At 56.4% G+C, this 24,110-nt stretch carries 18 protein-coding genes; 13 read left to right on the forward strand and 5 right to left on the reverse strand.

Annotation, left to right across the window (positions count from 1 at the left end):
• Positions 1-365 precede the first annotated feature (365 nt).
• Complete coding sequence (nhaA, locus tag AC1VV3_RS24865; RefSeq protein WP_482963189.1) at positions 366-1,763, reverse strand: Na+/H+ antiporter NhaA; 1,398 nt, start codon at positions 1,761-1,763, stop codon at positions 366-368.
• Between the two features lie 374 nt (positions 1,764-2,137).
• Between nhaA and AC1VV3_RS24870 the strand changes: the two genes are divergently transcribed.
• From AC1VV3_RS24870 to AC1VV3_RS24895, 6 genes are all read left to right on the forward strand, one after another.
• Positions 2,138-3,244 (forward strand): PAS domain-containing protein, encoded by a 1,107-nt coding sequence (locus AC1VV3_RS24870; RefSeq protein ID WP_482963190.1) that lies wholly within the window; start codon positions 2,138-2,140, stop codon positions 3,242-3,244.
• A complete protein-coding gene (locus AC1VV3_RS24875; RefSeq protein ID WP_132270472.1) occupies positions 3,241-3,690 on the forward strand; it encodes a response regulator in 450 nt (149 codons plus the stop codon). The genes AC1VV3_RS24870 and AC1VV3_RS24875 overlap by 4 nt, the downstream gene beginning before the upstream one ends.
• Positions 3,691-4,039: 349 nt before the next feature.
• Complete coding sequence (locus tag AC1VV3_RS24880) at positions 4,040-4,624, forward strand: DUF4142 domain-containing protein (RefSeq protein WP_482963191.1); 585 nt, start codon at positions 4,040-4,042, stop codon at positions 4,622-4,624.
• 78 nt (positions 4,625-4,702) lie between these two features.
• The gene (amyA, locus tag AC1VV3_RS24885) at positions 4,703-6,190 is read left to right on the forward strand and encodes an alpha-amylase (RefSeq protein WP_482963668.1); all 1,488 of its coding nucleotides are present in this window, start codon (positions 4,703-4,705) and stop codon (positions 6,188-6,190) included.
• A gap of 558 nt (positions 6,191-6,748) precedes the next feature.
• Positions 6,749-7,516, forward strand: coding sequence for a histidine phosphatase family protein (locus AC1VV3_RS24890; protein ID WP_482963192.1), 768 nt, complete (start codon positions 6,749-6,751; stop codon positions 7,514-7,516).
• Positions 7,513-8,400 carry an NAD(P)H-hydrate dehydratase gene (locus AC1VV3_RS24895; RefSeq protein WP_482963193.1) on the forward strand — a complete coding sequence of 296 codons (888 nt, stop codon included), beginning with the start codon at positions 7,513-7,515 and terminating at the stop codon, positions 8,398-8,400. The genes AC1VV3_RS24890 and AC1VV3_RS24895 overlap by 4 nt, the downstream gene beginning before the upstream one ends.
• A gap of 331 nt (positions 8,401-8,731) precedes the next feature.
• Here the strand turns inward: AC1VV3_RS24895 and AC1VV3_RS24900 are convergent, their stop codons facing one another.
• Together AC1VV3_RS24900 and AC1VV3_RS24905 are read right to left on the reverse strand one after the other, a co-directional pair.
• Entirely contained in the window at positions 8,732-9,547 is an 816-nt protein-coding gene (locus AC1VV3_RS24900; RefSeq protein ID WP_482963194.1) for an alpha/beta fold hydrolase, read from the reverse strand.
• A 617-nt stretch (positions 9,548-10,164) separates the two neighbouring features.
• Positions 10,165-12,282: a histidine kinase dimerization/phosphoacceptor domain -containing protein gene (locus tag AC1VV3_RS24905; RefSeq protein WP_482963195.1), complete on the reverse strand. Its 2,118-nt coding sequence runs from the start codon at positions 12,280-12,282 to the stop codon at positions 10,165-10,167.
• Positions 12,283-12,741: 459 nt separating this feature from the next.
• On the opposite strand from AC1VV3_RS24905, the gene AC1VV3_RS24910 reads away from it, so the two are divergent.
• The 5 genes from AC1VV3_RS24910 to asd all read left to right on the forward strand — a co-directional run bounded on the left by AC1VV3_RS24910 (position 12,742) and on the right by asd (position 16,980).
• Positions 12,742-13,182 carry a Ros/MucR family transcriptional regulator gene (locus tag AC1VV3_RS24910; protein ID WP_482963196.1) on the forward strand — a complete coding sequence of 147 codons (441 nt, stop codon included), beginning with the start codon at positions 12,742-12,744 and terminating at the stop codon, positions 13,180-13,182.
• 105 nt (positions 13,183-13,287) lie between these two features.
• Positions 13,288-13,719 (forward strand): DUF488 domain-containing protein, encoded by a 432-nt coding sequence (locus AC1VV3_RS24915; protein ID WP_132270464.1) that lies wholly within the window; start codon positions 13,288-13,290, stop codon positions 13,717-13,719.
• Positions 13,720-14,105: 386 nt separating this feature from the next.
• The gene (locus AC1VV3_RS24920) at positions 14,106-14,366 is read left to right on the forward strand and encodes a hypothetical protein (RefSeq protein ID WP_465128573.1); all 261 of its coding nucleotides are present in this window, start codon (positions 14,106-14,108) and stop codon (positions 14,364-14,366) included.
• A gap of 167 nt (positions 14,367-14,533) precedes the next feature.
• Positions 14,534-14,692, forward strand: a complete 159-nt coding sequence (locus AC1VV3_RS24925) for a hypothetical protein (RefSeq protein ID WP_482963197.1) — start codon at positions 14,534-14,536, stop codon at positions 14,690-14,692.
• 1,436 nt (positions 14,693-16,128) lie between these two features.
• Positions 16,129-16,980 (forward strand): archaetidylserine decarboxylase, encoded by an 852-nt coding sequence (asd, locus tag AC1VV3_RS24930; RefSeq protein ID WP_465128867.1) that lies wholly within the window; start codon positions 16,129-16,131, stop codon positions 16,978-16,980.
• 213 nt (positions 16,981-17,193) lie between these two features.
• Here the strand turns inward: asd and AC1VV3_RS24935 are convergent, their stop codons facing one another.
• Positions 17,194-19,050, reverse strand: a complete 1,857-nt coding sequence (locus AC1VV3_RS24935) for a glycoside hydrolase family 15 protein (RefSeq protein WP_482963198.1) — start codon at positions 19,048-19,050, stop codon at positions 17,194-17,196.
• Positions 19,047-20,162: a Gfo/Idh/MocA family protein gene (locus AC1VV3_RS24940; protein ID WP_482963199.1), complete on the reverse strand. Its 1,116-nt coding sequence runs from the start codon at positions 20,160-20,162 to the stop codon at positions 19,047-19,049. The genes AC1VV3_RS24935 and AC1VV3_RS24940 overlap by 4 nt, the downstream gene beginning before the upstream one ends.
• A 374-nt stretch (positions 20,163-20,536) precedes the next feature.
• Between AC1VV3_RS24940 and AC1VV3_RS24945 the strand changes: the two genes are divergently transcribed.
• Positions 20,537-21,619 (forward strand): catalase family protein, encoded by a 1,083-nt coding sequence (locus tag AC1VV3_RS24945; RefSeq protein WP_482963200.1) that lies wholly within the window; start codon positions 20,537-20,539, stop codon positions 21,617-21,619.
• Between the two features lie 55 nt (positions 21,620-21,674).
• Positions 21,675-23,960: an FdhF/YdeP family oxidoreductase gene (locus AC1VV3_RS24950; protein WP_482963201.1), complete on the forward strand. Its 2,286-nt coding sequence runs from the start codon at positions 21,675-21,677 to the stop codon at positions 23,958-23,960.
• The last annotated feature ends 150 nt before the right edge of the window (positions 23,961-24,110 follow it).

Genomic DNA, 24,110 nt, shown 5'->3' on the forward strand with positions numbered 1-24,110 from the left:
AGGCCCTGTTGCTCACTAACGCAGCAAATGGGACAAAAGAAAATTCTCGCTAATAAAAAAATCTATACCGGCTTAAATTAGAACTTTGACAAATTTGTTGCTAAATCACTCTGCCTAGAGACAAGCCATTGAAATTTTGACTTTAATGCAGAAGCCGGGTTCTAAGCAAATAATACTCTAGCCTTCGCTAAGGGCTCAAACTTTCACACATATCGATAGCCCAATGGCCACAGCTGATTTCCGTACCCCAGGAAAATTTCGGCAATGGATCGCTCTGCGCGCTGGTATGCCCACCTGATCGCGCGCGTCGGTGCGCCGAAAAACAGCCACATGGCCGCTTTGCTGCGAGCGAAATACTCTCAAGCTTACCCGGGATCCTCGCCAAGATTTCTCCTGGCAGCGATGGCAAAGAACAAATAGCCGATCACCGCGGACAGCAGGGAGGCACCGCAAATGGCAAGACCCGCCATTTGGCTTTCCTCCGACTTGTCAAAAGCAAGGTCTGCAATGAAAATCGAGAGAGTGAATCCGATGCCCGCCACGCCGCCGATGCCCGCCATGGCAATCCACGTCAGCTCCTTGGGCAAAGCTGCCAGACGAAGCCGGATCGCCAACCAGCTGAAAAGCAAGAAGCCTACTGGCTTTCCAAGCACTAAGCCCACCACGATCCCGGCTGCCAGAGGGGAGTGCCAAGCTTCATAAAGCACGTGTTCCGAGAAATGGATGCGGATATTCGAGAGAGCAAAGAGCGGAAGAACCAGATAAGAGATCCAGGGCGTCAGGATACGAATTAGCCGAGCTGCAGCTTCATCGGTTGCAGCGGCCATTTCGTGAATATAGCCCAGGCTCCGCTGAGCCTCTGCACGATGTTTATCGGCTGCCTGGTCATCCTCGATCTGGCTTGCTGCTACCGCCGCACGCTTCACGTCCTTTATCGGATCTTGCACGCGCTGAACGAAACTTTCTTCCGATAGGCGAGACGCGGTGGGAAGTAGAAGGCCAATGGCCACGCCGGCAATGGTCGGATGGATGCCGGAACCAAGAATGCCTATCCATACGCCCAGGCCTAAAATCACATAAGGAGCCGAACTGACGGACTGCAGCTTTTGCAGTCCCAAGATACCCCCGTACGCAGCTCCAGCAAGCAACAGAAATCCCGGGTTGAAAGAAGGCGTATAGCCTGCCGCGATGACAAGGAGGCCAAACACATCGTCGATAGCCGCAAAGCCGAGCAGGATAGCCCGGACAGCCGAAGGTAATGTCCTTCCAAAAGTACCGACGACCGCCAGGCTGAACGCGGTATCCATCGCGGCGACAATTCCCCATCCGTGCCGCGTTGGCTCATCAAAATTCAGCGCGAAGAAGCATGCGATGGGAACGATGAGACCGCCGACCGCTCCCGCAAAGGGCAGGACCGCAGTCTCCCTGGAAGCCAGCGATCCCTTGGCAAATTCTCTTTTTACCTCGGTACCGATAATGAGAAAGAAAAGCGGCATTAAGCCATCGTTGATCCACTCCGCCAGCGGCTTGCCGATATCGAACCTGCCGTAACTGATCCTAAGCGGAGCCTCCCAGAGGCTCTCGTAAGTCGCGCTCCACGGAGAATTAACGGCCGCAAGCGCAATCAAAGATGCGAGCAGGAGCGGTCCGGCCGACACTTCGTCCAGCGCGAAAAGGTTGGAGAACCGCTGAAAAAACGCCGGTCCGGGCGCGTGATGAACACGCGCATCCGCCCGGCCGGATCTGCGCGACTTCAGCGACATTCCGGACGTCTCGCGCAATCTGGTGCCTGAAACTGGTTTTGCACGGTCATACTACGATCGAGAACGCCTTTCGTTGCCCTGGCAGGCAAGCGAATTCAGGATTACCAGCTAAGGCGCCTTTTATTTTAGCGGTCCGGCCGTAAATCGATCAACGGTCTGCCTACCTGGATCTGACAGGCATCCGGAGACTCCAGCGCTACGCTTTAAGCATACTCCCCGGGCTATTTTGCCAGCCCTGATCTTCGACATCGCGTTGCGCCGCTAAAAGAAAGCGCGGCTCGTTGCGACGTTAACGCCGGAGCGGAGGGGAACCAAGCTCGATAGCCGCTGTTCTCCAGAGCAAGTGCTGCAGTCGGTGGTCGTTGGAGGTAATTTTGAAGCAAAGCGACGACTGGCATCTCACAGACGCCTTGCATTATGACCAAGGCCGCGGCGATCCCTTCGCCGCGGCGGTTCGCGCTACCCGCATGCCCATGGTCATTACCGACCCGGCGCAATTCGATAACCCGATAGTGTTTTGCAACGAGGCGTTTCAGCAACTCACGGGGTACGACCGCGAGGAGATAATTGGTCGCAACTGCCGGTTTCTACAAGGACCTGATACTGATGAAGCCTCGATTTCTCGGGTTCGCGTGGCAATCCAGAGCGGTCATGACGTCGAAGCGGACTTGTTGAACTATCGGAAAGACGGTTCGACGTTCTGGAATGCGCTTTATCTCTCTCCTGTTCGCGACGAATCGGGGATCATCAGGTTCTTTTTCGCTTCGCAAATGGACGTTTCGGAGCGTGTCCTGACCCAGCAGGCCATAACTGACAAGAAGGTTATGGTCGAGCGCGAAGTCGATCGCCGTACCGCAGATCTTAGAGCTGCTCTGGAAGCCAAAACGCTTCTTCTGCACGAAGTCGATCACCGCGTGAAAAACAACCTCACCATGATCGGCTCGCTCCTGCGCCTCCAGGTACGCACCATCGACGATCCTGATGTCGCAGCGAAGCTCGATTCCATGCTGGAACGGGTCGATGCCTTGGCTGTTGTGCATCGACAATTATATCAGTCATCCGACCTGGCCCGCTTCGATCTGGGCACTTTCGTGCATAATCTGGCCATCGACGTCGTTGGAGCTAGCGGCCGTACGGACATACATTTGCATCTCGACACCCGGCAGCTCTATGTGGACGCGGCGCACGCTTCAGCGCTCGGGCTGATCCTCAACGAGATCCTCACGAATGCTATCAAGCATGCGTTTGATAATGGAAAATCCGGCCGTCTTAGCGTGGTTGTCGATGGCCAATCCAGCAGGGGCATTATCAGTATTTGCGACGACGGGCCTGGTATGCCTTCAACCAAACGAACCCGCAGTATCGGCACTTCACTGATTACCCGGCTCGCCCGCCAGGCTCGGGCTGAAGCGACCTGGAGTGACAATGCACCTGGCACGTGCGTGACAATTACATTTCCCCGCAGTGAGACGGAAACATGAATAACGCGATGAATGTGTTGATAGTTGAGGATGAAATCCTTCTTGCAATGGATATAGAAGCCATTGTGGAAGATAGCGGGCATCGCGTGCTGGCCGAAGCAGCAAGCCTAAGAGACGTAAAGGATCTGCCCGACGATCTTGATCCTCACCTCGCATTTGTAGATATTCACCTCGCGAACGGTTCGAATGGTCTCGATGTTTCCAGCATGATACAAGAGCGGTGGCCAAATGCCCTCGTGATATTTGTGACCGCAAATGTCGCGAAGATTCCGGCCGATTTTTCCGGCGCTCACGGGGTCATTGCCAAACCCTTTTCCCATGCTGGCATCACGCACGCGCTGAGATATCTCGCTGACGGTGTGTATGATCCCCCTCCGAGCCATCCCCGTCCCCCGAGCTTGATATCATCGCCGCACCTTGAGCAGCGCTGGGCGCGCGCGCAATAGCGGAACATGATCGGCATTGCTATCGTGAGTGCGCGCTTCGCGCCCTCCAACGGACTCCCGCACGAACAGGGGATTTTCATTCCCCGACGGGAGCCCTCAACGCGTACTGCGTTGGATGCTGGCAATCTGTCCTAGAGCAATCCGCTCAGTATAACGCCGTTTTCGAGCGATTTTTACTAGGGCGTGGATTTACGCAAATGATATTGCGCAATACCTCGATTCCGTAGGGACCATGTAATAGCGAAATTATCCCATTAGAGATTTTTATAATCTTTACTTTTCTTGTGAAGGAACCAATGCTGCGCAAACTCATTTCATGCTCGTCAAACTAATTATTTGGAGCATCTGAATGCGTTATATGATTTCTGCCGCAGCCGTGGCTGCTGCTCTTCTCTCGCCTCTTGCTATGGCTCAGACTGTTTCTGGGATTGCGCACACAAATGCGGCTGGAGAAACCACGACTGTCTTTTCTGTTCAGCCGCGGACACAGGTCTCTGCAACTGACTATGTAAAGATGAGTGCCGACGCCCTTAATTATCGTATGGCCGCATCGACTCTCGCAGCGCGCAAGGCCGAGCGCGGCGACGTCAAAGCCTATGCAAAAGCTGACATGGCTTCGGCAAAAAAAGAACGCGATGCACTTTATGCTGCCCTTTCGAACAAGGACCGTAAAATTGCTCGTCCGACGACGGCAGTGTCTTCGCAATACGCATCGTCACTTGAACTTCTGAAAAAGAGCGGCTCGAGCTTCGACAACCTTTATTTGACTCAGATGGCAGAAGCTGCACCCGCGATGTGGGCTCTTCAGAAGGGCTATGCGACGACAGGCAGTGATCCGGCGCTCAAGCAGGTCGCCATGCTCGCAGTTCCGTCTCTTGAGACGGGTTACACTGCTGCGCGCGGGCTGACGCCGACCGCAGTTGCTGCAAATTAAGCTCATCTAAAACCAAATGGCATGCTCGCTGCGCAAACGGCGGGCATGCCCGCACTAGCTCCTGTCCAAAGGTTTCCCATGCCTGGCCGAACACTCATTCAGTTTTTTCACTGGTACACTCCAGAGGGCGGCACATTATGGGACGAGGTTGCCGGAGAGGCCGAAAACCTTTCGCAGATGGGCGTTACCGATGTTTGGCTGCCGCCTTCATACAAGGGCGCCTCAGGGCCATCGTCAGTAGGCTATGACACTTACGACCTTTTCGACCTGGGTGAGTTTGACCAGAAAGGGTCCACCGCGACCAAATACGGAGACCTCTCCAGCCTTCAGACCGCGGCTAAGCGCCTTCAAGAAGCTGGGCTCGGGGTCATTCATGACGTGGTTTTCAACCACAAGATGGGCGCGGACGAAACGGAGCGCGTGTTCGTACGCCGAGTTAACGCTGATGATAGAAATCAGATAGACGATGAAATATTTGAAGCGTCGGCCTATACGCGTTTCACTTTTCCAGGACGAGACGGGCACCATTCCCAATTCATTTGGGACATGAAGTGCTTTAGCGGAGTTGATCACCTGCTAGATCCGGATGAGGACGGCCTTTTTCGAATTGCCAACGAATATGGCGATGGTGAATGGAATACTGAAGTCGACGAGGAGCTAGGTAATTTCGATTATCTAATGGGCTCTGACATTGAGTTTCGTAACACCGCGGTCTATGAGGAATTAAAATATTGGGGACGCTGGTTTCCCCAACAGGTAGGCTGCACTGGGTTTCGCCTCGATGCTGCCAAGCATATACCGGCCTGGTTTTTCAAGGATTGGGTCGGCCATGTCCGGGAGAACGTTAATCCGGACCTGTTTGTCGTGGCAGAGTACTGGCATCCTGACATGGAAGTCCTTCAAAGCTACCTCGATAAGGTCGACAGACAGCTGATGCTCTTCGACGTCGCATTGCACCATCGCTTTTTTGACGCTTCCAACGCAGGCGGCGCCTTCGATCTGCGCACTATCTTCGATGGGAGCCTTACCGCTTCCATCCCCGATCATGCCGTTACCCTGGTCGCGAACCATGATACCCAGCCTCTGCAGGCGATGGAAGCTTCGATACAACCATGGTTCAAGCCCCTCGCCTACGCGCTGATCCTCATGCGCGAACAGGGAACGCCATGCGTTTTCTATCCGGATCTCTACGGTGCCACGTATACCGACCGGGGCGGCGACGGCGAGCTGCATACAGTGCAAATGCCTGCTATCGCCGCGCTACCCAAACTCATCGAGGCTCGCAAGCGCTTCGCCCACGGCGCACAAACAGATATCTTCGATGACCCGCAGTGCATCGCCATCCTCCGGGAAGGTACTGCCGAGTTGCCGGGAAGCATAACTATCCTGTCCAACGCCGAGCAGTCGACGAAAAAGGTATTTGTTGGTGAAGTGCATGCCGGACTTGAGTTTCGCGATTATCTGGAGCACTGCAACGAGAAGCTCGTCTGCGATGAGGCGGGCTATCTCGATCTGCGGGTGAACGGCGGCAGCGTGAGCATATGGGTGCGCAGCGACGCTATCTGATTTTCGCACAGTCGCATTGCGGGAACCGAAACGGCGGCGATCTGCCTGCGAAATTCCTGGCATAATGCATCAGCTCGAAAAGGCGGAGCCGCCGCCCAGCGTCAGCAAACCGGTCACCCTTCATGACGACTTATTCTGGACCATAGCTTGAATGCTGCCCGTTCCGGCAATGGTTATGGTGCAAACGAATGGGCCGCCGAGGAAGAAATCCGATTTAGCCCGGATCCTCCGCCAAAAATTCCGGTGACACCGGGCACCTTTGGGCCCGCGACGCGGTTAATACCAATAGCGCATCCGAAAAACCGGTGTTGCATGTACTGTTGGAACGCCCAAGGCGCACTTGCACGGATGAAATCGAGGAGAGAATGGATGTCAGGTTCGACGCTCCCATCAGGTGCCGCATCGCGATTTTTACGAACGGCCATTTGCCGTTGCGTAGTCCAGACATACCTCTGATCTAGTGAACGCCCGCGCCCCGACGCTTTGCTCAAACATCTCAGCGATCGCACGACTGACGTAGTGGGCCGGTCCTAGAGTATCGAACCGGAGAACCAGCACGTGGCTTCCCTGCATTGGCCCTCTTCGCTTTTCGTCGTTCGCCATGGCCAGAGCGCCGGTAATGTCGCCCGCGACCTCGCCCATGAGGCAAAGGATGAACGGATTGCCTTGACATCCCGCGACGCCGATGTGCCGCTCAGCGACCTGGGATGTGAGCAGGCAAGGGCTTTGGGCCGATGGTTTGCCGACCAGCCGGTCTCTGGGCAGCCTGATGTCCTGCTCTCCTCGCCGTACTTGCGCGCATGTCAGACCGCAGAACTCTTTCGCGAGCAAGGCGGCTGCCCGGCGACCACGCCGATCTGCTTCGATGAACGGCTGCGCGAGAAGGAATTCGGCATTCTCGACGGACTGACAAGCCTGGGAATCGCATCTTCATATCCGGATCAGGCGGAATTCAGGCGCTTACTGGGGAAGTTTTATCATCGCCCCCCGGGCGGCGAGAGCTGGTGCGACGTGATTTTACGTCTCCGTTCCGTCATGGACACGATCTCGCTTCATTACGCCGGCAGGCGGGTGATGATCTTTTCGCACCAGGTGGTCGTGCTGTGTATTCGCTACATTGTCGAAACGATGGGAGAAACAGAAATCCTGGCGATCGATGCTTCTGGGGATGTCGCTAATTGCGCGATTACAGAGTACCGGTTCGACCCCTCCTGCGGAACCTCCGGAAGCCTGGTTCTTGAAAGATATAACGTGACCGCTCCTCTCGATGAGGAAGCGACGCCTGTAACTCATGCGCCTGACCAGATAGCAGGGGCGCGGGGATGATGGAAACGATCGATGAACGCTGGCTCGTGCGCAATCCCTTACCGACGCTTGATGGTACGGAAGACAAAAACGCGCGCGGCCGGGTGCTGGTCGTCGGCGGCGCGGAGTTCGTTCCCGGCGCGATCCGCCTGACCGGCGAGGCGGTGCTGAGAGCTGGCGCTGGCAAACTTCAACTGGCCACAGTGAGTTCGGCCGCTACAGCACTTGGTGTTCTAGTCCCCGAAGCCGCCATGATCGCGCTGCCAGCGGATCAGGATGGCGAAATAGCATTGGAAGCCGCTGCGCTTCTGAGCGAGCGCATACGCCGATGCGACACATTGGTCGTGGGGCCGGGAATGTCGGTTGGCCCCCGCACAGACCAGTTGGTGGCCAGTTTGCTGGCTGAGCCGGACAACTCCCGCACCGTCGTGCTCGATGCCGCGGCGCTGACCTCTGCACGCGATCTTCCTGATCTCATTGCCGGGCACGAGGGACGGGTCGTGCTGACGCCGCATCATGGCGAAATGGCTCACCTTGCAGGAATAACCGCAGAAGAGGTTGCCTCGGCGCCGGAAACCATCGCCTTGAAGACAGCGCGGCGTTTTGGCTGCATTATCCTCCTCAAAAGCCGCTCAACGCTACTTGCCGCCCCCAGCGGAGAGTTGCTCCGTTATGAAAGCGGATGCGTCGGGCTCGCCACCGGTGGTTCCGGTGATGTTCTGGCCGGAATTGTAGGGGGGTTATGTGCTCGGGGCGCCTCACCGCTCACCGCCGCAGCTTGGGCGTGCTGGGTCCATGGCAAAGCAGGACGCACCCTCTCCCAGCACGTCGGACGCGCCGGCTTCCTCGCGCGCGAACTGTTGCCCTTATTGCCGAAGCTCCTGGATGGAACGGCCCCAGAATAAAGCTAAGCGGCAAGATCGAAGCAGGATCCGGTTCCTTTAAGCGCCTTTTCCGGTTCATGACGCATACTTACCTATGACAACACGCACTCCTTACATTCGTGGTGCAGCCTGAATTATACCTTACGGGAGCGCGTCCTGGTCCTAGAGTAATTTCGCTTTCGATTGCACCGAAACCAATTTTCTAGGATTTTGACGTATCGCATCTCTGAAGATCACCGGACGATACCTCCGGATGGGAAAAATTCGCTAAGTACCAATTTATGCGCTCGTGAAAAATTCAATATCGGAGAGGTAACGCGCCACCTCACATGGCGCGGTACCGAAATCGCGTTTAGCCAAGGAAAGCCAGGAGATCTGCGTTCAGGCGGTCAGGCGCCGTCGCAAACAATCCATGTGGTTCTCCTTCATATTCGATGTATTGCGCTCCGGAAATTGCCGCAGCGGCGGCCCGCCCGGCCGGTTGGATCGGCACCGTCTTATCCGACGTTCCGTGAATTATCAGCGTTGGCACATCGAATGCAGCCAGATCGGGTCTAAAGTCAGTTCGCCCGAACGCGTCGACGCACTCTATGGTGGCTTTCGGGCTTGCCATGATTGCAAGCGCAAACGTCCAGTCCAGAAGGGCGCTGCTTACCGGCCGAGACACCAGCCCTATTCCGTAAAACGTCTTGGCGAATGTCTGAAGGAAGTCGAACCGATCTTCTCGAATCCCCGCTTTCATCGCGTCAAATACAGTCTGCTCCACACCTTCGGGGTTACTTTCATTTTTCAGAAGGTATGGGACAACCGATGAGATCAGGGCAACCCTGTCGATTTTGCCCGAACCATACCGCGACAAGTAGCGGGCAATCTCACCGCCTCCCATGGAGAAACCTACCAGCGAAACAGATGCATCACCGACATGATCGATGACGGCAGCCAGATCCTCGGCAAAAACATCATAATTATAGCCTGAAGAAGGGTGGCCGGACTGGCCAAAACCGCGCCGGTCGTAGGTTACGACGCGGTAGCCGGCCTCGAGCAGGGCGAGTGTCTGATATTCCCACATGTCACCGTTAAGCGGCCAGCCGTGGATCAAGATCACCGCCGGGCCTTCGCCCATCTCTTTTACATGGAGCGAATGGCCGCCCGCTGTCTCGATATGCATGAAATCATCTCCTTGGACGGCCCGGTTCTCGAATGGAGCGTGCACCAGAGCCTCTCAAGCAACTACGAGTGAAACGGTTTTGGGTTGCCTGTCGGACGCTGAAAAGATGCCGAGCGCGCGGATATTGAACTTCGCGCCGGTAGAATGATGTCCCGGATCTGCGCGATCAAAGCCGCGATCCGGTGACATGGCACTTGCGCAAGTCAGCTTGCTGCAGCGGCTGCGCTTGGCGTCGTGGCTTTTGAACTTGAGACTTTCGCCAAGTCTGCGCCGTCCTCGGGCTTTGCGACGTGGGAAACGGACGCAGATGCCTTATGTTGCGGCTGAGCGTACTTTCTCAATGATGCCGGGCCGCGCCACTCTTCAAGGCGCAGTGTTGGCAGAGCGCCTGGCACAACGAAGCCCCCAGGGTCAAAGCAGCACCGGCAAGCCGGCCGCGATCTTGCCGCCCGGGCCGGAGCCAAAGACACCCGAACCCGGCATGGTTGGCAGCGGCGAAGCGAAGGCTTCAGGCCCTCGCGGTCCGGTCTCGCCGCCCTTCCCCCAGAAGCTGGCCCGTCACTTAATCTCAGGCGGCCCTTTTCCTCAATTTTGGGAAGACGCGGAACAAATATCGGTCAAATTTGCGCCCGTTCGGACGTGGCGCCAGTCACTTTGAGCGGTGCAGTTAGGACCACTCGCAGTCCGTCAAGATAATCGTCATCCTCCAGGATACCCGATAGCTGACTGACCATAGCCTTCATTACCCGCGATCCAAACCCGACCCGCTCGCTTCGGCGCCCGACTCCCCGGTCGGAAACAATTAGCCGAAAACGCGAGCGATGCTCCTCCAGCCGCACCGAAATCGGTCCCGGGTCTCCGCCATATGCGTATTTTTGCGCGTTGATGACCAGCTCGACCAGAACCAGCCCGACATGGACGGCGCTATCCGCAGGGATCATAACCGGGGCCAGGTCGACGCTGAGATAGTCGGACCATTGATTGCCGATCGACGACTTCAGGTCGTCGATCAGCTCAGCAAGGTAGCGCGACAGGTCCACGAGTTCGACATTGTCGTCGGCATAAAGCCGGCGATGGACGAGAGCTACAGCAGCAAGGCGGCGCTGTGCTTCTTCAAGGCTTTCTCGCGCTGCGCCGTTTTCCGTCGCCCGGGACTGCATATTCAAGAAGGCCATGATCAGTTGTATGCTGTTCTGGACCCGGTGGTTGACTTCGCGCAGCAAGGTATCCTTTTGCGCGATCAGTCGATCCTTGTCAGCAACAGCGACGTGCAGGCTCTCGGATAGATCTCGAATTCGGGCATTCTGGCGGATCTCATAGAGTTTGGCCAGGAAACGCCGCGCCCCTTCAACTTCGGCCGCTTTCCAGGCTCTCGCTTTACCGCGAACAGTTTCGGTCCAGTCTTCGAATGAAGCACGCGGCGTCAGGCGTTCCCCCGCCTTCAAGGCTCGCGCCTCGTGCGGATTACCCGCCCAGGTCTGAACCTCGACTTCTTCTGCGCGGAACCACATCAGAACGGTGGGGACCTTGCTCGAAACCGTCACGGACAGGAGGCCTGAAGCCGCGGCGCAATACGCAAGAGCAGGTTCGTAAGCACCGGACAGCGTGTCCGTGACGTAAGGTCGCGGCCCCTGCCCTTGGACCCAATCGGCTAACGCCAGGATCCCGTGTGCTTCGGGTGAAGAACCCTCGGCGTAAACCTTGCCTCCATGAACGACGGCAAAGCCATCGGCGGAAAACAAGCGGCATATTGATGCGCTCGCGCCTTTCAGCATCTCGAAGAGATCTCCGCTTTCCGCGAGTTGCCCGTAGACCGCATCCTCTTCCGTTCGGATCTGAAGCCGCTCACGGTAGGACTGAGCTTCTTCCTTCGCTGCAATCTGCCGGGCAAGCCCTGCAGCGACAAGAACGGCTGCCCGCCGTTTCGTCATGTCCAGCAAGCGAGGTTCGCTGTGATGACAAGCAACCAGGCCCCAAAGCACACCGTCCCGCACAATCGACATCGATGCAGATGCTTGCACACCCATGTTCTGGAGATATTCGATGTGTACCGGCGATACGCTGCGCAGATCGATATCGGACATGTCGAAATTAGCGTGAGCGGCCGGCCGAACCGGCTGGGGCGTATAATTCACGTCCGGAATGACCCTTACGCGATTTCTGACATAAAGCGCGCGCGCCTGCCTTGGAATATCAGAGGCTGGAAAACGATGGTTCAGGAAACTCGCGGCGGCTGCGGAACGAGCTTCGGCAATGACTTCGCCTGCCTCCTCGTCCACGAACCGATAGATCATCACCCGATCGTAGCCCGTCAATTCCGCGAAGCTGTGAGCAGCCCGATCGCAGAGCTCCTTCAGATCAGCCGACCGCTCGAACTGCAGACCGACTTCATGCATCCATCCAAGCACGTCGCTTTCCGGCATTTCCTCAGCGGCCGGTTCAAGCTGCACCAGCCAATGCGCACCGCTACGAAAGGCAACACCCTCCATCGCCGCATGGGACAAGCGGCCCAGCTCGCATTGGCGCCGCGTGCAAGAGTTCAAACGTTCAGCGGCGGCCTCTCCAATAAGCAGGCCCACCGGCAATCCAAGCCAATCGCTGCGCAACCGGTTCTCGATTTCACCGGCGCCTCCGACTATTTCCCCGCTTTCGGCGGATACGATGAGAAGCAGCCCGTGGGGCTGGATCGATCCGGGAATGTGGATAGGCTCGTTGTCGCATGCATTCAGCTTCATGGCGTCCCGCTTACGCTCGTACGAGGCGCTGAGCCATATTTTTGTGCCAAAGCTCGCCTGCAAGCATCAGCGCCGGCTCACAAGCCGGCACCGGTTGCAACGTATAACATCGCCAGGGCCAATCGGTGCCGCTGAAAAAAATAGAAACTCTGATATGAAATGGCTTGTACGCAGCGTGGCTACAAGACTATCAATAATAAACATGATTCCTTCTGCTTACATCTGATACCGTCGCCAATAGAAATTCCGCGTCTTAAATGGCAAGGACTTGCCCCGATAAAGTCAAGTATAGAATATAATTATTTTTCACTTATCGTAGGCGGGCTTATAACACAATACATGAACCTATTGGTCACCTCAACAACACTCTGTTATGCAAGTTGATACTTCGGCAGGCATCGTTCGCAAGGGGTAGCAAAGGTCGAATCGGGTGCGAACCGCAATATCCGTTGCATATTCATGGAGCAGGTCCAAGGATGTCGCCATAGCCAGTCGCAAAAATTGGGTGAGCTACGCGCGATGCCAGATAAGTCACTCTTGCCCCTTGGTGCCGAAATCATCTCGGCTTATGTGAGCAACAACGCGATTTCCGCAGATGATTTGTCTCAACTGGTCACTGCGGTCTACGATTCCCTCGCCAACCTCAGTCAGATACCCGAGGCAAGCACGTTGCCGCGCAATCCGGCCGTACCCATCGGGGATTCGTCAAAATCAGATGGCATTGCCTGCCTTGAATGCGGCAAGAGCTTCAAAACGCTAAAGCGTCATTTGCTGACCAAGCATCAGCTGACACCAAGCGAATACCGCGAGCGCTGGAGATTGCCGGGCCATTACCCGCTGATTGCTCGCAATTGCCTAGAAAGCCGTGCGGACAGCGTCATAAAAGAGGCCAATATCTAAGTACATCGGGCCAGGTAGATACGGGGAAAGTCAGATCTGACCAGGCATAAGCCGGACATTGTTCGCACCTATTTTATTCCGCCACATCTCACCTATATCGATACAATGCATATTTTCACGATAGGTTATGAAGGGGCAACCCAATCAGCGCTCATTGACGCTCTGAAATCAGCGGCCGTTACGCTGCTGGCTGACGTCAGGGCAGTTCCGCTCTCCCGCCGACCAGGATTTTCAAAGAACGTTCTGGCGGCTGGATTGCGGGAAGCAGGGATTGACTATATCGGCCTAAAGGCCCTTGGCACGCCCCCCGAAGGCCGCGAAGCCGCGCGGAAGCATAATTTCCAGAAACTTGCCGACGTATACGCAGGCCAATTGGAACTGCCGGAAGCGCTGGCCCAGATGGCGCAGCTGCGTGCTTTGGCGGTGGAGAGACCCACCGTGCTCCTGTGCTTCGAGAGAGATCCAGCTTGCTGCCATCGCTCTCTTCTCGCCCACGCGGCCATGCCCGAAGCCAGGATCAGCCACCTATATGCTTGAGCGGGACTTTCAAATGTTGGGTCTCGGCAAGGTAGCTCCCGCGAGAGATCAAGCCACTATCGCTGGAGGAGCTTCCGACTGGGATAGGATGAGACGGCAGAAGATTTGACTAGCGGGCGCGGCAAGTTGGGGCTTTTTCAGAGGTTATCTTACCACCAAGCCCGTTTCTAGACTAGCGAGCCCCATTGTCTCATCCGCTGGAGCGCCTAGGTAGGTAGGCGCGGCAACGATGAAAACTTTGTAACAGAGTAGTGCCGTTGATCCATGATAACGATTGTTTAAACATATTTCCTGTAATTTTCAAAAAAACGTCGTGGTCGCAAATTGTGCAGTAATGTTCATACGGGCGGGATACGATAGATATGAATACGTATATGAATTCGCGAGTGGATAATCTGGAAAGGGCGGCGCTTGAATTTGAGGGTGCCCAGTTTGCTATCCGCCATATCCTGGCAAACTTGCTATCGCGGCTCGACCGGCACGACGCCGAGGAATGTTTGCGCGAGCTCCAATTCACGGGCCGCGAACATGGGATCGAACTCGGCGATGCGCGGCTTAAAGGCTATCTGTCGGAACTAGATGAGGTCAAGGCCTTTAGCGGGATCGCGAACGATCATGCCGTCAAGCAATTGAGGCTCGTCCGCTAACGGTGCGGCCATCAAGCAAGATAAGCGCTTTTCGTATGAAAATTTGCAAGGATGGGGATATCGAGGCCAAGACGGCGTCTTGTAACCAATAGGCAAGTCCGAAAAGGGCCGCGTCATGTGGATACCCGGACGAATTCGTACACTCGAGCAAAAGAAGCACCGGTCCGATGTCCGATTTCGCCACGGCAACGTTGATGTTAGCGCTTGTGCTGCGCGTAGCCGCAGCGCTGTACATGAGCGAGACCACGCGGGCACATATTCCAAGGGTCGCCGATGGCGTCGATTTGCACGCCAGCATGCCGCTCGATGCGCGCTGGCCACGATAAGCCCACCGTTCGCAGCGCCCTTGCAATAAATTTCGAAGGGCGCCTCGAAAGCCGCAAAGCCAAGCGATAAAATGGGCATAACCTAGCAACTCGCCGCGAACTCTCTTGTCCCATGCGGCCGATTGGCAAATAGCACGCGCCGTGCAGCGGCCCCCCAGCCGCTGCTCAGTGCGAGTCACCTTGGCGAGATTAAGAAATTTTGGCAGTGACATGCGCACGGCGAATTGTGATCCGCCGTAGAAAGGCCGAGAAGAGCGCCCCCCGTGATTCTCGGCCTTTTTCATATTGCTGATGAATGCATACTGTAACCTATCTGTCGGCGAATTTCATTGTCCATTAACGTGTTTGGGGCACTCGAAGCGTTCGGTAGGAACGCGTCGTTGGTAGTCTCCACCAGTGCAGTCCGACGCGCTCTAGCGAATGGGCCGCTTTCCGAAAGGAAGGCGGCCCTCCCAGACTGAACACTGCAAAAGGCTTTATTACCCGCTCGGCGGACTGTCACGCAGAGTCGGGAGATCGAGCGAGACGGCGACGCAGCTGTAGGTCTGCGCTTCGACGATGAACCGCACCTGCAGCGGCACCGGGATAGGGCAGAACTGCGGCCTGCGCACGGCGTTGATTATTTGAAAAGTCGCCAGTGCGGGACGGCTCCGCAGCGTCCAAATGTCGCATCATGGTTTGCAGTACATGCGAGCTGGGCTTCGGCCTCAGCTTCCGTACCTGGAGCGCAGCGCCGTGTTTCTAACAAGCTTACGGAGGAACCGATCGCGAACCCACGTCGTTGCTGATCTTGGATCTGGATGGATCAAGTTTCGCAGCATGGCTTTCTCCCGCGTTCGCGGTGCCGAGCGGTCAGGGGGCCGCTGCCTTTGAAGATCGGAGCGGCCCCCGCGGCTCCCAAAATGTCATCAAGGTCGTTTGAGATGTACAGGTTGCTGTTTTTCAATGATCACCAAGTCGTGGCCGAGGAGACCTGGGCCGGCCGCTCACTGGAAAGCGTGATAACCCATGCTCATAATGCCCTGATACGGGGGCCCGCGACCAGATTCGAGATTACCCGGCGAGCAGATGGCCACGTCGTCTTCAGGGGGCCGTCGATTTTTATCGCACCCGGCAACAGCAAACCCTCGGTAAATATATAGGCATCTGCGAAAGATGGCAAAGTCGGTTCAGACACGAAATCGCAGGGCCTCATAACGTTTGTGAGGTGCAGCGCGGCGATCCTGCGTACTTGTGAAACTTGAATGCCGTCAAAATCTCGTTCGATCAATCACGGCTTCTCGCCATTCGGTCGTTCGCAGGGGTCACGCGAGATCGCCGTCGTCAGCTGCGTAAATTCAGCCTATGCCCCAGATAGAATCACCTGTTCATCCCGGGATGCCGATCCATCTCAGGAACTGCAAAAATTAGCTGCGAGCGCAACCCAGAGGCTTACCTTGTCCGACCGCTTTAACCTATTGCTACAAAATCTCCTTCCTAAGCAGGCGATTACAAGTGCTGCGGGCCGCGTCGCGGGCGCAAGCGCCGGTCGGATCACGACCCGCTTGATCCGCTGGTTTGTAAAGAAATACGGCGTGGACATGACCGAAGCTGCAAATGCAGACATCGGAAGCTATAAAAGTTTCAATGACTTTTTCACCCGGCCACTGCGTCTCGGCGCCCGTCCGCTTGCGCTCGCGGATTTCGTCTGTCCGGTGGACGGCGCGATCAGCCAATTCGGAGCGATCGACGATCATCAAATCCTGCAGGCCAAGGGACATCGCTTTACGACTGCGGAGTTGGTTGGGGGAGACAAAGAGCTTGCAGCCAAATTTCGTCATGGCGCATTCGCCAACTTATATCTTTCGCCCAAGGACTATCACCGTCTTCACATGCCATGTGACGGGTGGTTGACTCGAATGATCTATGTGCCGGGAACACTTTTTTCGGTCAATCCGGCCACTGCAAGAAGCATTCCGAACCTGTTTGCGCGCAATGAGCGCGTGGTATGCGTTTTTGAATCGAGGCACCACGGTCCGTTTGTAATGGTGCTGGTAGGCGCAACAATCGTTGGCAGCATTGCGACAACCTGGCACGGGGTGGTGAACCCAAAACGCGTCCAAAACCCGTCTGAGTGGACCTATCCCGAGCCGCGTATCCTTATAAAGCAGGGTGACGAGATGGGCCGCTTTCTGCTTGGTTCCACTATCGTCATGCTGTTCGTTGAAGGCGCGATCGCCTTCAACGAGAATTGGGCCCCGCAGCGGCCGGTTCGCCTCGGCGAGGTGATGGGCAGCAGCAAGGCCTGATATACTAATCACCTACCGCTCCCGGATTTTACGACCCAAATGCACCCGCGTTCTTCGCCTTTGCCGACCGTCGTCACGAAGGCGCCGGGGCAGATAGCTGCTGGCCGCAAGATATCTTTATCCTATTCAGGTGACCTTCGCTGCGCGGATGTGCTTCTTCATGCTCGTCGGATCACTTTTTAAGGCATTCATCGGGCGACATGATGCAGTGTGCTAAGCTGGTTGAAATGCCTCGCCCTTCGACGGTGGGCTAGTGCTAAGAACATCCATTGTCATGACATACGCGAGATGCGACAGGCCTTGCGGCAAATTGCCGAGATAGGATCCGTCCTGAGGGTCGATCATCTCGGAAAGAATGCCTACACCTCGGTTCAATGTAGATTCCAATTTGGTTAGCATTTCATGCGCGCGGCCCTGCCGCCCCAGAAGAAGATGTGCCTCGATGATCCAGAAGGTACAGGCCAGGAAACATCCTTCTTCTTTTTCAGCCCCGCTGTAGCGGTAATGCCAACTGCCGCGGCCAAGTTCGCTCTCGATTGCGTCAATTGTTTTGGCCAGTCTTTTACGGCCTTCGAACCCAAACCGCACCATGAGGGCAAGCGAAGCATCGAGCCGTTCCGATCCAGGATGAAGGACATAGGCCTGACGCTTTTGAGACCAGCAATTCTCATCTATCCACGATGCTATCCGGTCCCGTTCGCGCGCCCACCGGTCCCGGCAGGTAGTAGGTAGCTGCCCCGCGTCAGCAAGGCATACTGCTCGAGTGAGGGCTTGCCAGCAGCTGACCTTCGACATTGTGTAATGCTCGAGGGTTTCGAGTTCCCAAATGCCGGAATCTTTTTGCCGCCAGCTATCAGCGCAGCGATCAGCGAGGTGAGAAAGGGTTTCCGCACTCGACGCATCGAGGATGTTACCGCACTCCACAAACCGCGCTGCGGTTTCGAAAATGTCTCCATAGACCCCGTGCTGAGCTTGATCGGTTGCAATGTTGCCAACCCTGACAGGGCGCGAACATCGATAGCCACTGACGTCAATTTCTCTCACATCGGGCACTATGCCTCCCGCAAGAGTATAACAGACGCGTTGGCCGTGTACTTCCAGCCGTTTAAGCAACCAGGTAAACGCCGCCTTGGCCTCCGGCTGAGCTCCGGCTGCGAGGAAAGCCTTTATCGTATAGCCGGCATCGCGCACCCAGGCGTAACGATAGTCGTAATTCTTCGCGCCGCCGATCCCTTCAGGCAGCGAGCTTGTCGCGGCCGCCGCAATCGCCCCGGAGGGCGAAAACAGCAGCAGCTTGAGGACGAGTACGCTACGGATGAAAGCTGGCCGGTTTTGTCCGCCATATGCGACGCGCTCCGCCCATGCTCGCCATTCGGCATCGGAAACATCTATTCGCTCGTCAATGTCTTCTACGGGCGGCACTACCAAGGGTTCACCTTCGCCTGCGATCACTGCAATGACCTCACGCTGGCCTGAGCGCACGGCAAATGAGCCTACTACCACCTCGTCGCTGCGATCTACTGCCACTCCGCCGGAATGAAGAAGAAGTCCCAAAACGTCGCCAACATGAAACACCGAGTGGCGCCCGATCTGCGACTGGTATGGACTCGCCGCCCGGCCCCTGCGGCCCGGCCTCATTTCCAGCTGGAAACGCACAGTGCCATTGATTCCTTCGATCCGGCGGGCAAGTTCTGCCCACGGCAACCGACCTGCGGTACCGCTGTTAATCGACTCCGTGAGTTTCGCGGATCCCGAGGCCGTCGTAAACACCGTCTCAAGTACGTTGCTGTCTGGAAGATACCGCCGTTCTGTCTCGTACGGCTCGTCGGGGGTAATCACAAAGCGGCCGCCCTCCTCGGCATCCAGCAGTCTGTCGAAGAGGGGCGGCGAATCCAGATTGGGAACGCACCACCAATCAATCGAACCATCAGCTCCGGACAGCGCAACCGTACGGCCATCGCCCAGCGCACCGTATGCTTCCAGCGGAAGATACCCATCTCGGCGCAGGCCTGCTCCCGAGCGAATGCCGGCTACCGATCGTACCTTTGTCAGCAAGCCCGTCACGGTCATGCAGATTGCGGTATCACGCTTATCAGCTCCTCTTCGCCAGGCTCTCTCGCCGGCTTCAACTGAAGAGCCTGATCCGGCGTTATTTGCCGGCTGCGACGCACCGGCTCAAGCATAACGACACTGCCGGTTTCCAGCGAGCGCTCGACAGCGTCGAGAACCCGCATATCCATGTATCCCTCCTCCGCGTCAGCTTCAGGCTGACGATCGTTCAAGATGCAATCAGAAAAGTACTGCGTCTCGTTGCCAAACTGCTCGACAGGTTCGAAAGCGTGAGTCTTGCTTCCTTGCGCCGTGGTTTCCTTATAGGAAATGCCCACTTTCGGGCCAAACATGAAGCATGGCGAGGCCTCGATCGTTGCCTTGGTTCCGATAAGGGTAAAGCTTTCGGCCGGTGCAGTGGCGTAGCTTACTGTGAACTGAGCCAAACGATCGCCCGGGAAAGTGAGCGTCACGGCAACAGTATCGTCGAAGTTAAAGCCGCGGCCCAGGGTTCTTGTCCCCACTGCATGTACCGAGGTGGGTTCATCACCAAACAAGTTGCGGACCGCATTGAGCGGGTAGGTTCCCATATCCGGCACCGGCCCCCCCCAATATCCATTGTGCCCACGTGAGTTCTCTTCCGCGACGTCTTGTGTGAAAATTGCTGTGAACGCGCGAAGATCGCCAAACTCACCCCTTCTGGCCCGCGCCACCATTTCCACGGTTCCAGGCTCGTGATGAAGCCTGTAGGCAATCATCAGCTTTGCCCCGGACCGCTTTTGCAAGGCCATGATTTTCTCGGCATCGGCAAGACTGGCCGCAGCGGGCTTTTCCAGAAGAACATGAATACCAGCTTCCAGAGCGGCAGTTACAAAATCGGTATGCAGCGCGTTTGGCGTCGCAATATAAACCGCATCTATCTCGCCCGAGCGAAGAAGCTCGCTGTATTGGTCATAAGACCAGGCCTTGATCTTGTATTTTCCAGCCAACCTCTCCGCTTTTATCGGATCGCCAGTTACCAGTGCGGCGAGCTTGGAATTGTCCGTGCGCCCGATCCCGGGCATGAAAGCCTGCTGGGATATCTGCCCGCCCCCGACGACGGCGTACCGCACCTTTTCCTTGCTCGCGAACATGCAGAACTCCTGTGCTGAAAGGGATTGCAAAGCTAACGTTTGCAATTCCGGATTGGTTGCGGTGCACAATAAGGTGCGTTCTCAAATCCAAACTCACACGCGAACGCTGACCCGGCACTTCCTGCCGCTCCAAAATGGCGCCCCGGAGTTGCTTCGAAAAAATAAAGTCCGGGGCTCGAACTGTCGGACGAGTCGCTGAAATCTCAATTGCAGAGCGCGCGATTGCGACGTTGCGTGCTGCGAGAGCGCCGACCACCTTACCTGCGGAAGTTCTATGGGAGCCAAGCGAGAGCCTGAGGTGTTTTCATGTCATATCTGCGTTCTTGAAAGCGCGGTCCCTCGCCTCGTTTTGATCATCCAGTGGAGTCCCCTTTATGGCTCTTGCGTCTCCTATCCCCTACTCGCCATCGCTCGAAACCTACCGGCCGGACGAAGATCAAACGATCGACAAAATTAATGAAACCTTCGACGAGATCATGGAGACCACCGCGCAGGACTATGGTCATGCAGTACGGTCGGTTCATGCTAAGGCACATGGGATTATCAAGGGTACGTTGACCGTCGTCGAAGGATTGCCGGGCGAACTTGCCCAAGGCCTGTTTGCAAATCCTGCCACACATGATGTTGTGATAAGGCTTTCGACAAACGCCGGCGACTTGCTGCCGGACAGTATCAGTCTGCCGCGCGGTATGGCGATCAAGGTCCTCGATGTTGAGGGCGAGCGGCTGCCTGATGCCGAAGGTACAACGCAGAATTTCGTATTGGTCAATGGGCCTGTATTCCAGACACCCACGGCCGACAAATTCCTCGGAAATCTAAGGCTACTGGCGAAGACCACTGACAAGCTGGAGGGAACCAAGGAAGGCCTCTCACGCGTCCTACGCAGCGTTAACGCAGCCTTGGAAGCCATTGGCATCGCGAGCCCCAAGGTGCAATCGCTCGGCGGGGCGCCGAATTCGGATCCACTGGGGGAGACATATTTCAGCATCACGCCATTTCGGTACGGCGATTACGTCGCCAAATTCAAGTTAGTGCCGGTCTCGCCGGGCCTCACGGCCAGGACAGGGATGACAATCGACGCCTCCCATAGCCCTGATGCGATCCGTGAGGCCGTACGCGCAGGGATGAGAACGCTGGAAGCTCAGTGGGAGCTACGCGTCCAGCTCTGCCGTGACCTCGAAAAACAACCTATCGAGGATCCGACAGTCGAATGGCAGGAATCCGAAAGTCCATTTGAGACGGTGGCTGTTCTTCGCGCCGACCCCCAAGACAGCTGGGATGAAACTTTGGTCTCAGCTGTCGACGAGCGGATGCGCTTTTCAGTTTGGGTAGGTCTTGAAGCACATCGCCCGCTTGGGAATATCAACCGGGCGCGTAAAGCGCCCTACGAGCATTCAGCCGCATTTCGCTCGCGCTTCAACGGATGCCCGATCCACGAGCCTTCCGGGCGAACATAAGTGAATTTCACCAAAGCCGACTTTGCGTCTGCTCGAGCTTGGAGGGTCGTTTAAAATGGCTGAGGATGAAAAAGGCACGGTCCACTACGAAGGGACCGAAGGTGGCTGGGGATCCCTTCGCGGGATGGCGGAGATCGCCTGGCGGGAGAAACCAACGCTGGCTGCCATCAATACTCTTCGGCGTCAGAACAAAGTCAAAGGGTTCATGTGCGTGTCCTGCGCATGGACCAAGCCGGCCAATGCCCACCCGCTAGAATTTTGCGAAAACGGCGCCAAGGCCACGCTATGGGAGCTGACCAGCAAACGCTGCACCCCGCAGGTTCTTGCAGGTCTTCGTGTAAGCGAGCTGAAGACCTGGAAAGACTACGATCTGGAGCAACTCGGGCGCCTAACCCATCCCATGCGCTACGATCGGGCCACCGACACTTACCTGCCCTGCGACTGGCAGGAGGCCTTTACCGCCATTGGCCGGGAGCTGAAGACGATAGATCCAGGCGCAGCAGTGTTCTACGCCTCCGGCCGCGCGAGTCTTGAAACCAGCTATCTTTACGCGCTCTTCGCACGGCTATACGGCCACAATAATCTGCCCGACAGCTCGAACATGTGCCACGAGACGACCTCGGTCGCATTGAAGAAATTGATAGGCTCCCCTGTGGGAACCTGCGTCTTGTCAGATTTCGAACTTTGCGATGCGATCTTTTTTTTCGGACAGAACACCGGTTCGAACAGCCCGCGCCTTCTTCACCCTTTGCAGGAGGCGGTCAAACGCGGGGTCAAGATCGTTACCTTTAACCCGATCCGCGAGAAGGGACTGGAGGTCTTCAAAAATCCGCAAAGTCCCGCTGAAATGTTGACACCCAAAAAAACCCAGATTTCCACGCTGTATCTGCAAGTAAAGGCGGGCGGGGACATCGCGGCGATAACTGGCCTGATCAAGCATGTTCTGGCGGCAGAAGAGAAGAAGTGGAACGAGGAAAAACTCCACGTTCTCGATATCGATTTCATTAAGCAGCATACCACTGGCTTTGAAGCGATGAAGGCGCATGTCGAAGAAACAAGCTGGCAGGAAATCGAGCGGGAGAGCGGTCTTGCCCGCGCTGATCTGGAGGAGGCTGCACAGATCTATGTCGAGGCAAAGCGTTCGATCGCCATGTACGGCATGGGGCTCACCCAGCATGTCCATGGCTTTGACAACCTCGCGGCTCTGACTAACTTGTGGCTCTTGAAGGGCAATATTGGCCGCGACGGCACCGGCATTTCACCGGTCCGCGGGCATTCCAACGTTCAGGGCCAGCGAACGGTGGGTATTTCCGAAAAGCCAGAGTTGGTGCCGCTCGACAAAATTGCCCAGCAGTTTGGGTTCGAGCCGCCGCGCGAAGAAGGCATGAATACCGTCAAGGCTTGCGAGAAAATCATATCGGGCGAAGTGAAGGCGTTCATCGGTCTCGGCGGCAACTTCATTCGCGCTATTCCCGAACGCGAGAAGATGGAAGCGGCCTGGCAAAAGATGCGCCTGACCGTGCAGATCGCCACCAAGCTCAACCGCAGCCATCTCATCAATGGTGAAATCGCCTACCTCTTGCCCTGTCTTGGCCGATCGGAGGAAGACGAGCAGGAAAGCGGCGCGCAGGCTGTGACGATGGAGGATTCGCTCTCTTGCATCCACGGTTCGCTTGGCAAGAACAAGCCGGCATCCGAGCATCTGTTGAGCGAGGTGGCGATTGTGGCAGGCATCGCAAAAGCAACCCTGCCCCCTAATCCCAAGGTCACGTGGGATGAATGGACGGCGAGCTATGCCACGATTCGTGACAATATCGAGGAAACCTACCCCGAGCAGTTTCACGATTTCAACGCCCGCGTCTTCACTCCCGGCGGCTTTTACCGCGGTAATTCCTCACGCGAGCGGGTCTGGAAAACAGAAAGCGGCAAGGCGGAATTTTCTGTTCCCAAGTCAATGACATCAATCGGGTTCACGCCGGCTGTCGGTCGTTACCGGCTCGTTACCTTGCGCTCGAACGATCAGTTCAACACGACGATCTACGGCTATTCAGACCGGCTGCGAGGCATTGAAGGCACCCGCGACGTCGTACTCATGAACCCCGAGGACATCGCGGCCTCGGGCCTCACCAATGGTCAAGTCGTTTCACTTGCGAGTGACGCCGGTGACGGCGTGCATCGTCAGGTCGACGGGCTTACCATCACTCCGTTTCTACTGCCTCGCGGCTGCATCGCTGCCTATTATCCAGAGATGAATCCGCTCATTCCGCTCTGGTATCACGACGAGCACTCGAAAACGCCGGCTGCCAAAGGGGTCCCGGTCCGCATAGTGCTTGAGCCCTGACGCGCGCGCAGCACTCCTAGCATAGAGGCAGTTTTTCGCGTGCCGAAATCAAAACGCGGGACTTTGGAAAGACTTGCCGCAAACGCTGCCGGCGGGAAACTAAGATCAGGACTGATCATTTCAGGCTGCGGAACGGCAGGTGACATGCAC

The sequence above is a fragment of the Novosphingobium sp. BL-S-34 genome (assembly GCF_056857015.1).

What these genes read in the sequence shown, in the direction of transcription:
- nhaA (WP_482963189.1), bottom strand. Translation starts at nt 1,763, where the DNA reads ATGTCGCTGAAGTCGCGCAGATCCGGCCGGGCGGATGCGCGTGTTCAT.
- AC1VV3_RS24875 (WP_132270472.1), top strand. Translation starts at nt 3,241, where the DNA reads ATGAATAACGCGATGAATGTGTTGATAGTTGAGGATGAAATCCTTCTT.
- AC1VV3_RS24880 (WP_482963191.1), top strand. Translation starts at nt 4,040, where the DNA reads ATGCGTTATATGATTTCTGCCGCAGCCGTGGCTGCTGCTCTTCTCTCG.
- amyA (WP_482963668.1), top strand. Translation starts at nt 4,703, where the DNA reads ATGCCTGGCCGAACACTCATTCAGTTTTTTCACTGGTACACTCCAGAG.
- AC1VV3_RS24895 (WP_482963193.1), top strand. Translation starts at nt 7,513, where the DNA reads ATGATGGAAACGATCGATGAACGCTGGCTCGTGCGCAATCCCTTACCG.
- AC1VV3_RS24900 (WP_482963194.1), bottom strand. Translation starts at nt 9,547, where the DNA reads ATGCATATCGAGACAGCGGGCGGCCATTCGCTCCATGTAAAAGAGATG.
- AC1VV3_RS24905 (WP_482963195.1), bottom strand. Translation starts at nt 12,282, where the DNA reads ATGAAGCTGAATGCATGCGACAACGAGCCTATCCACATTCCCGGATCG.
- AC1VV3_RS24910 (WP_482963196.1), top strand. Translation starts at nt 12,742, where the DNA reads ATGGAGCAGGTCCAAGGATGTCGCCATAGCCAGTCGCAAAAATTGGGT.
- AC1VV3_RS24915 (WP_132270464.1), top strand. Translation starts at nt 13,288, where the DNA reads ATGCATATTTTCACGATAGGTTATGAAGGGGCAACCCAATCAGCGCTC.
- AC1VV3_RS24925 (WP_482963197.1), top strand. Translation starts at nt 14,534, where the DNA reads ATGTCCGATTTCGCCACGGCAACGTTGATGTTAGCGCTTGTGCTGCGC.
- AC1VV3_RS24935 (WP_482963198.1), bottom strand. Translation starts at nt 19,050, where the DNA reads ATGACCGTGACGGGCTTGCTGACAAAGGTACGATCGGTAGCCGGCATT.
- AC1VV3_RS24940 (WP_482963199.1), bottom strand. Translation starts at nt 20,162, where the DNA reads ATGTTCGCGAGCAAGGAAAAGGTGCGGTACGCCGTCGTCGGGGGCGGG.
- AC1VV3_RS24945 (WP_482963200.1), top strand. Translation starts at nt 20,537, where the DNA reads ATGGCTCTTGCGTCTCCTATCCCCTACTCGCCATCGCTCGAAACCTAC.
- AC1VV3_RS24950 (WP_482963201.1), top strand. Translation starts at nt 21,675, where the DNA reads ATGGCTGAGGATGAAAAAGGCACGGTCCACTACGAAGGGACCGAAGGT.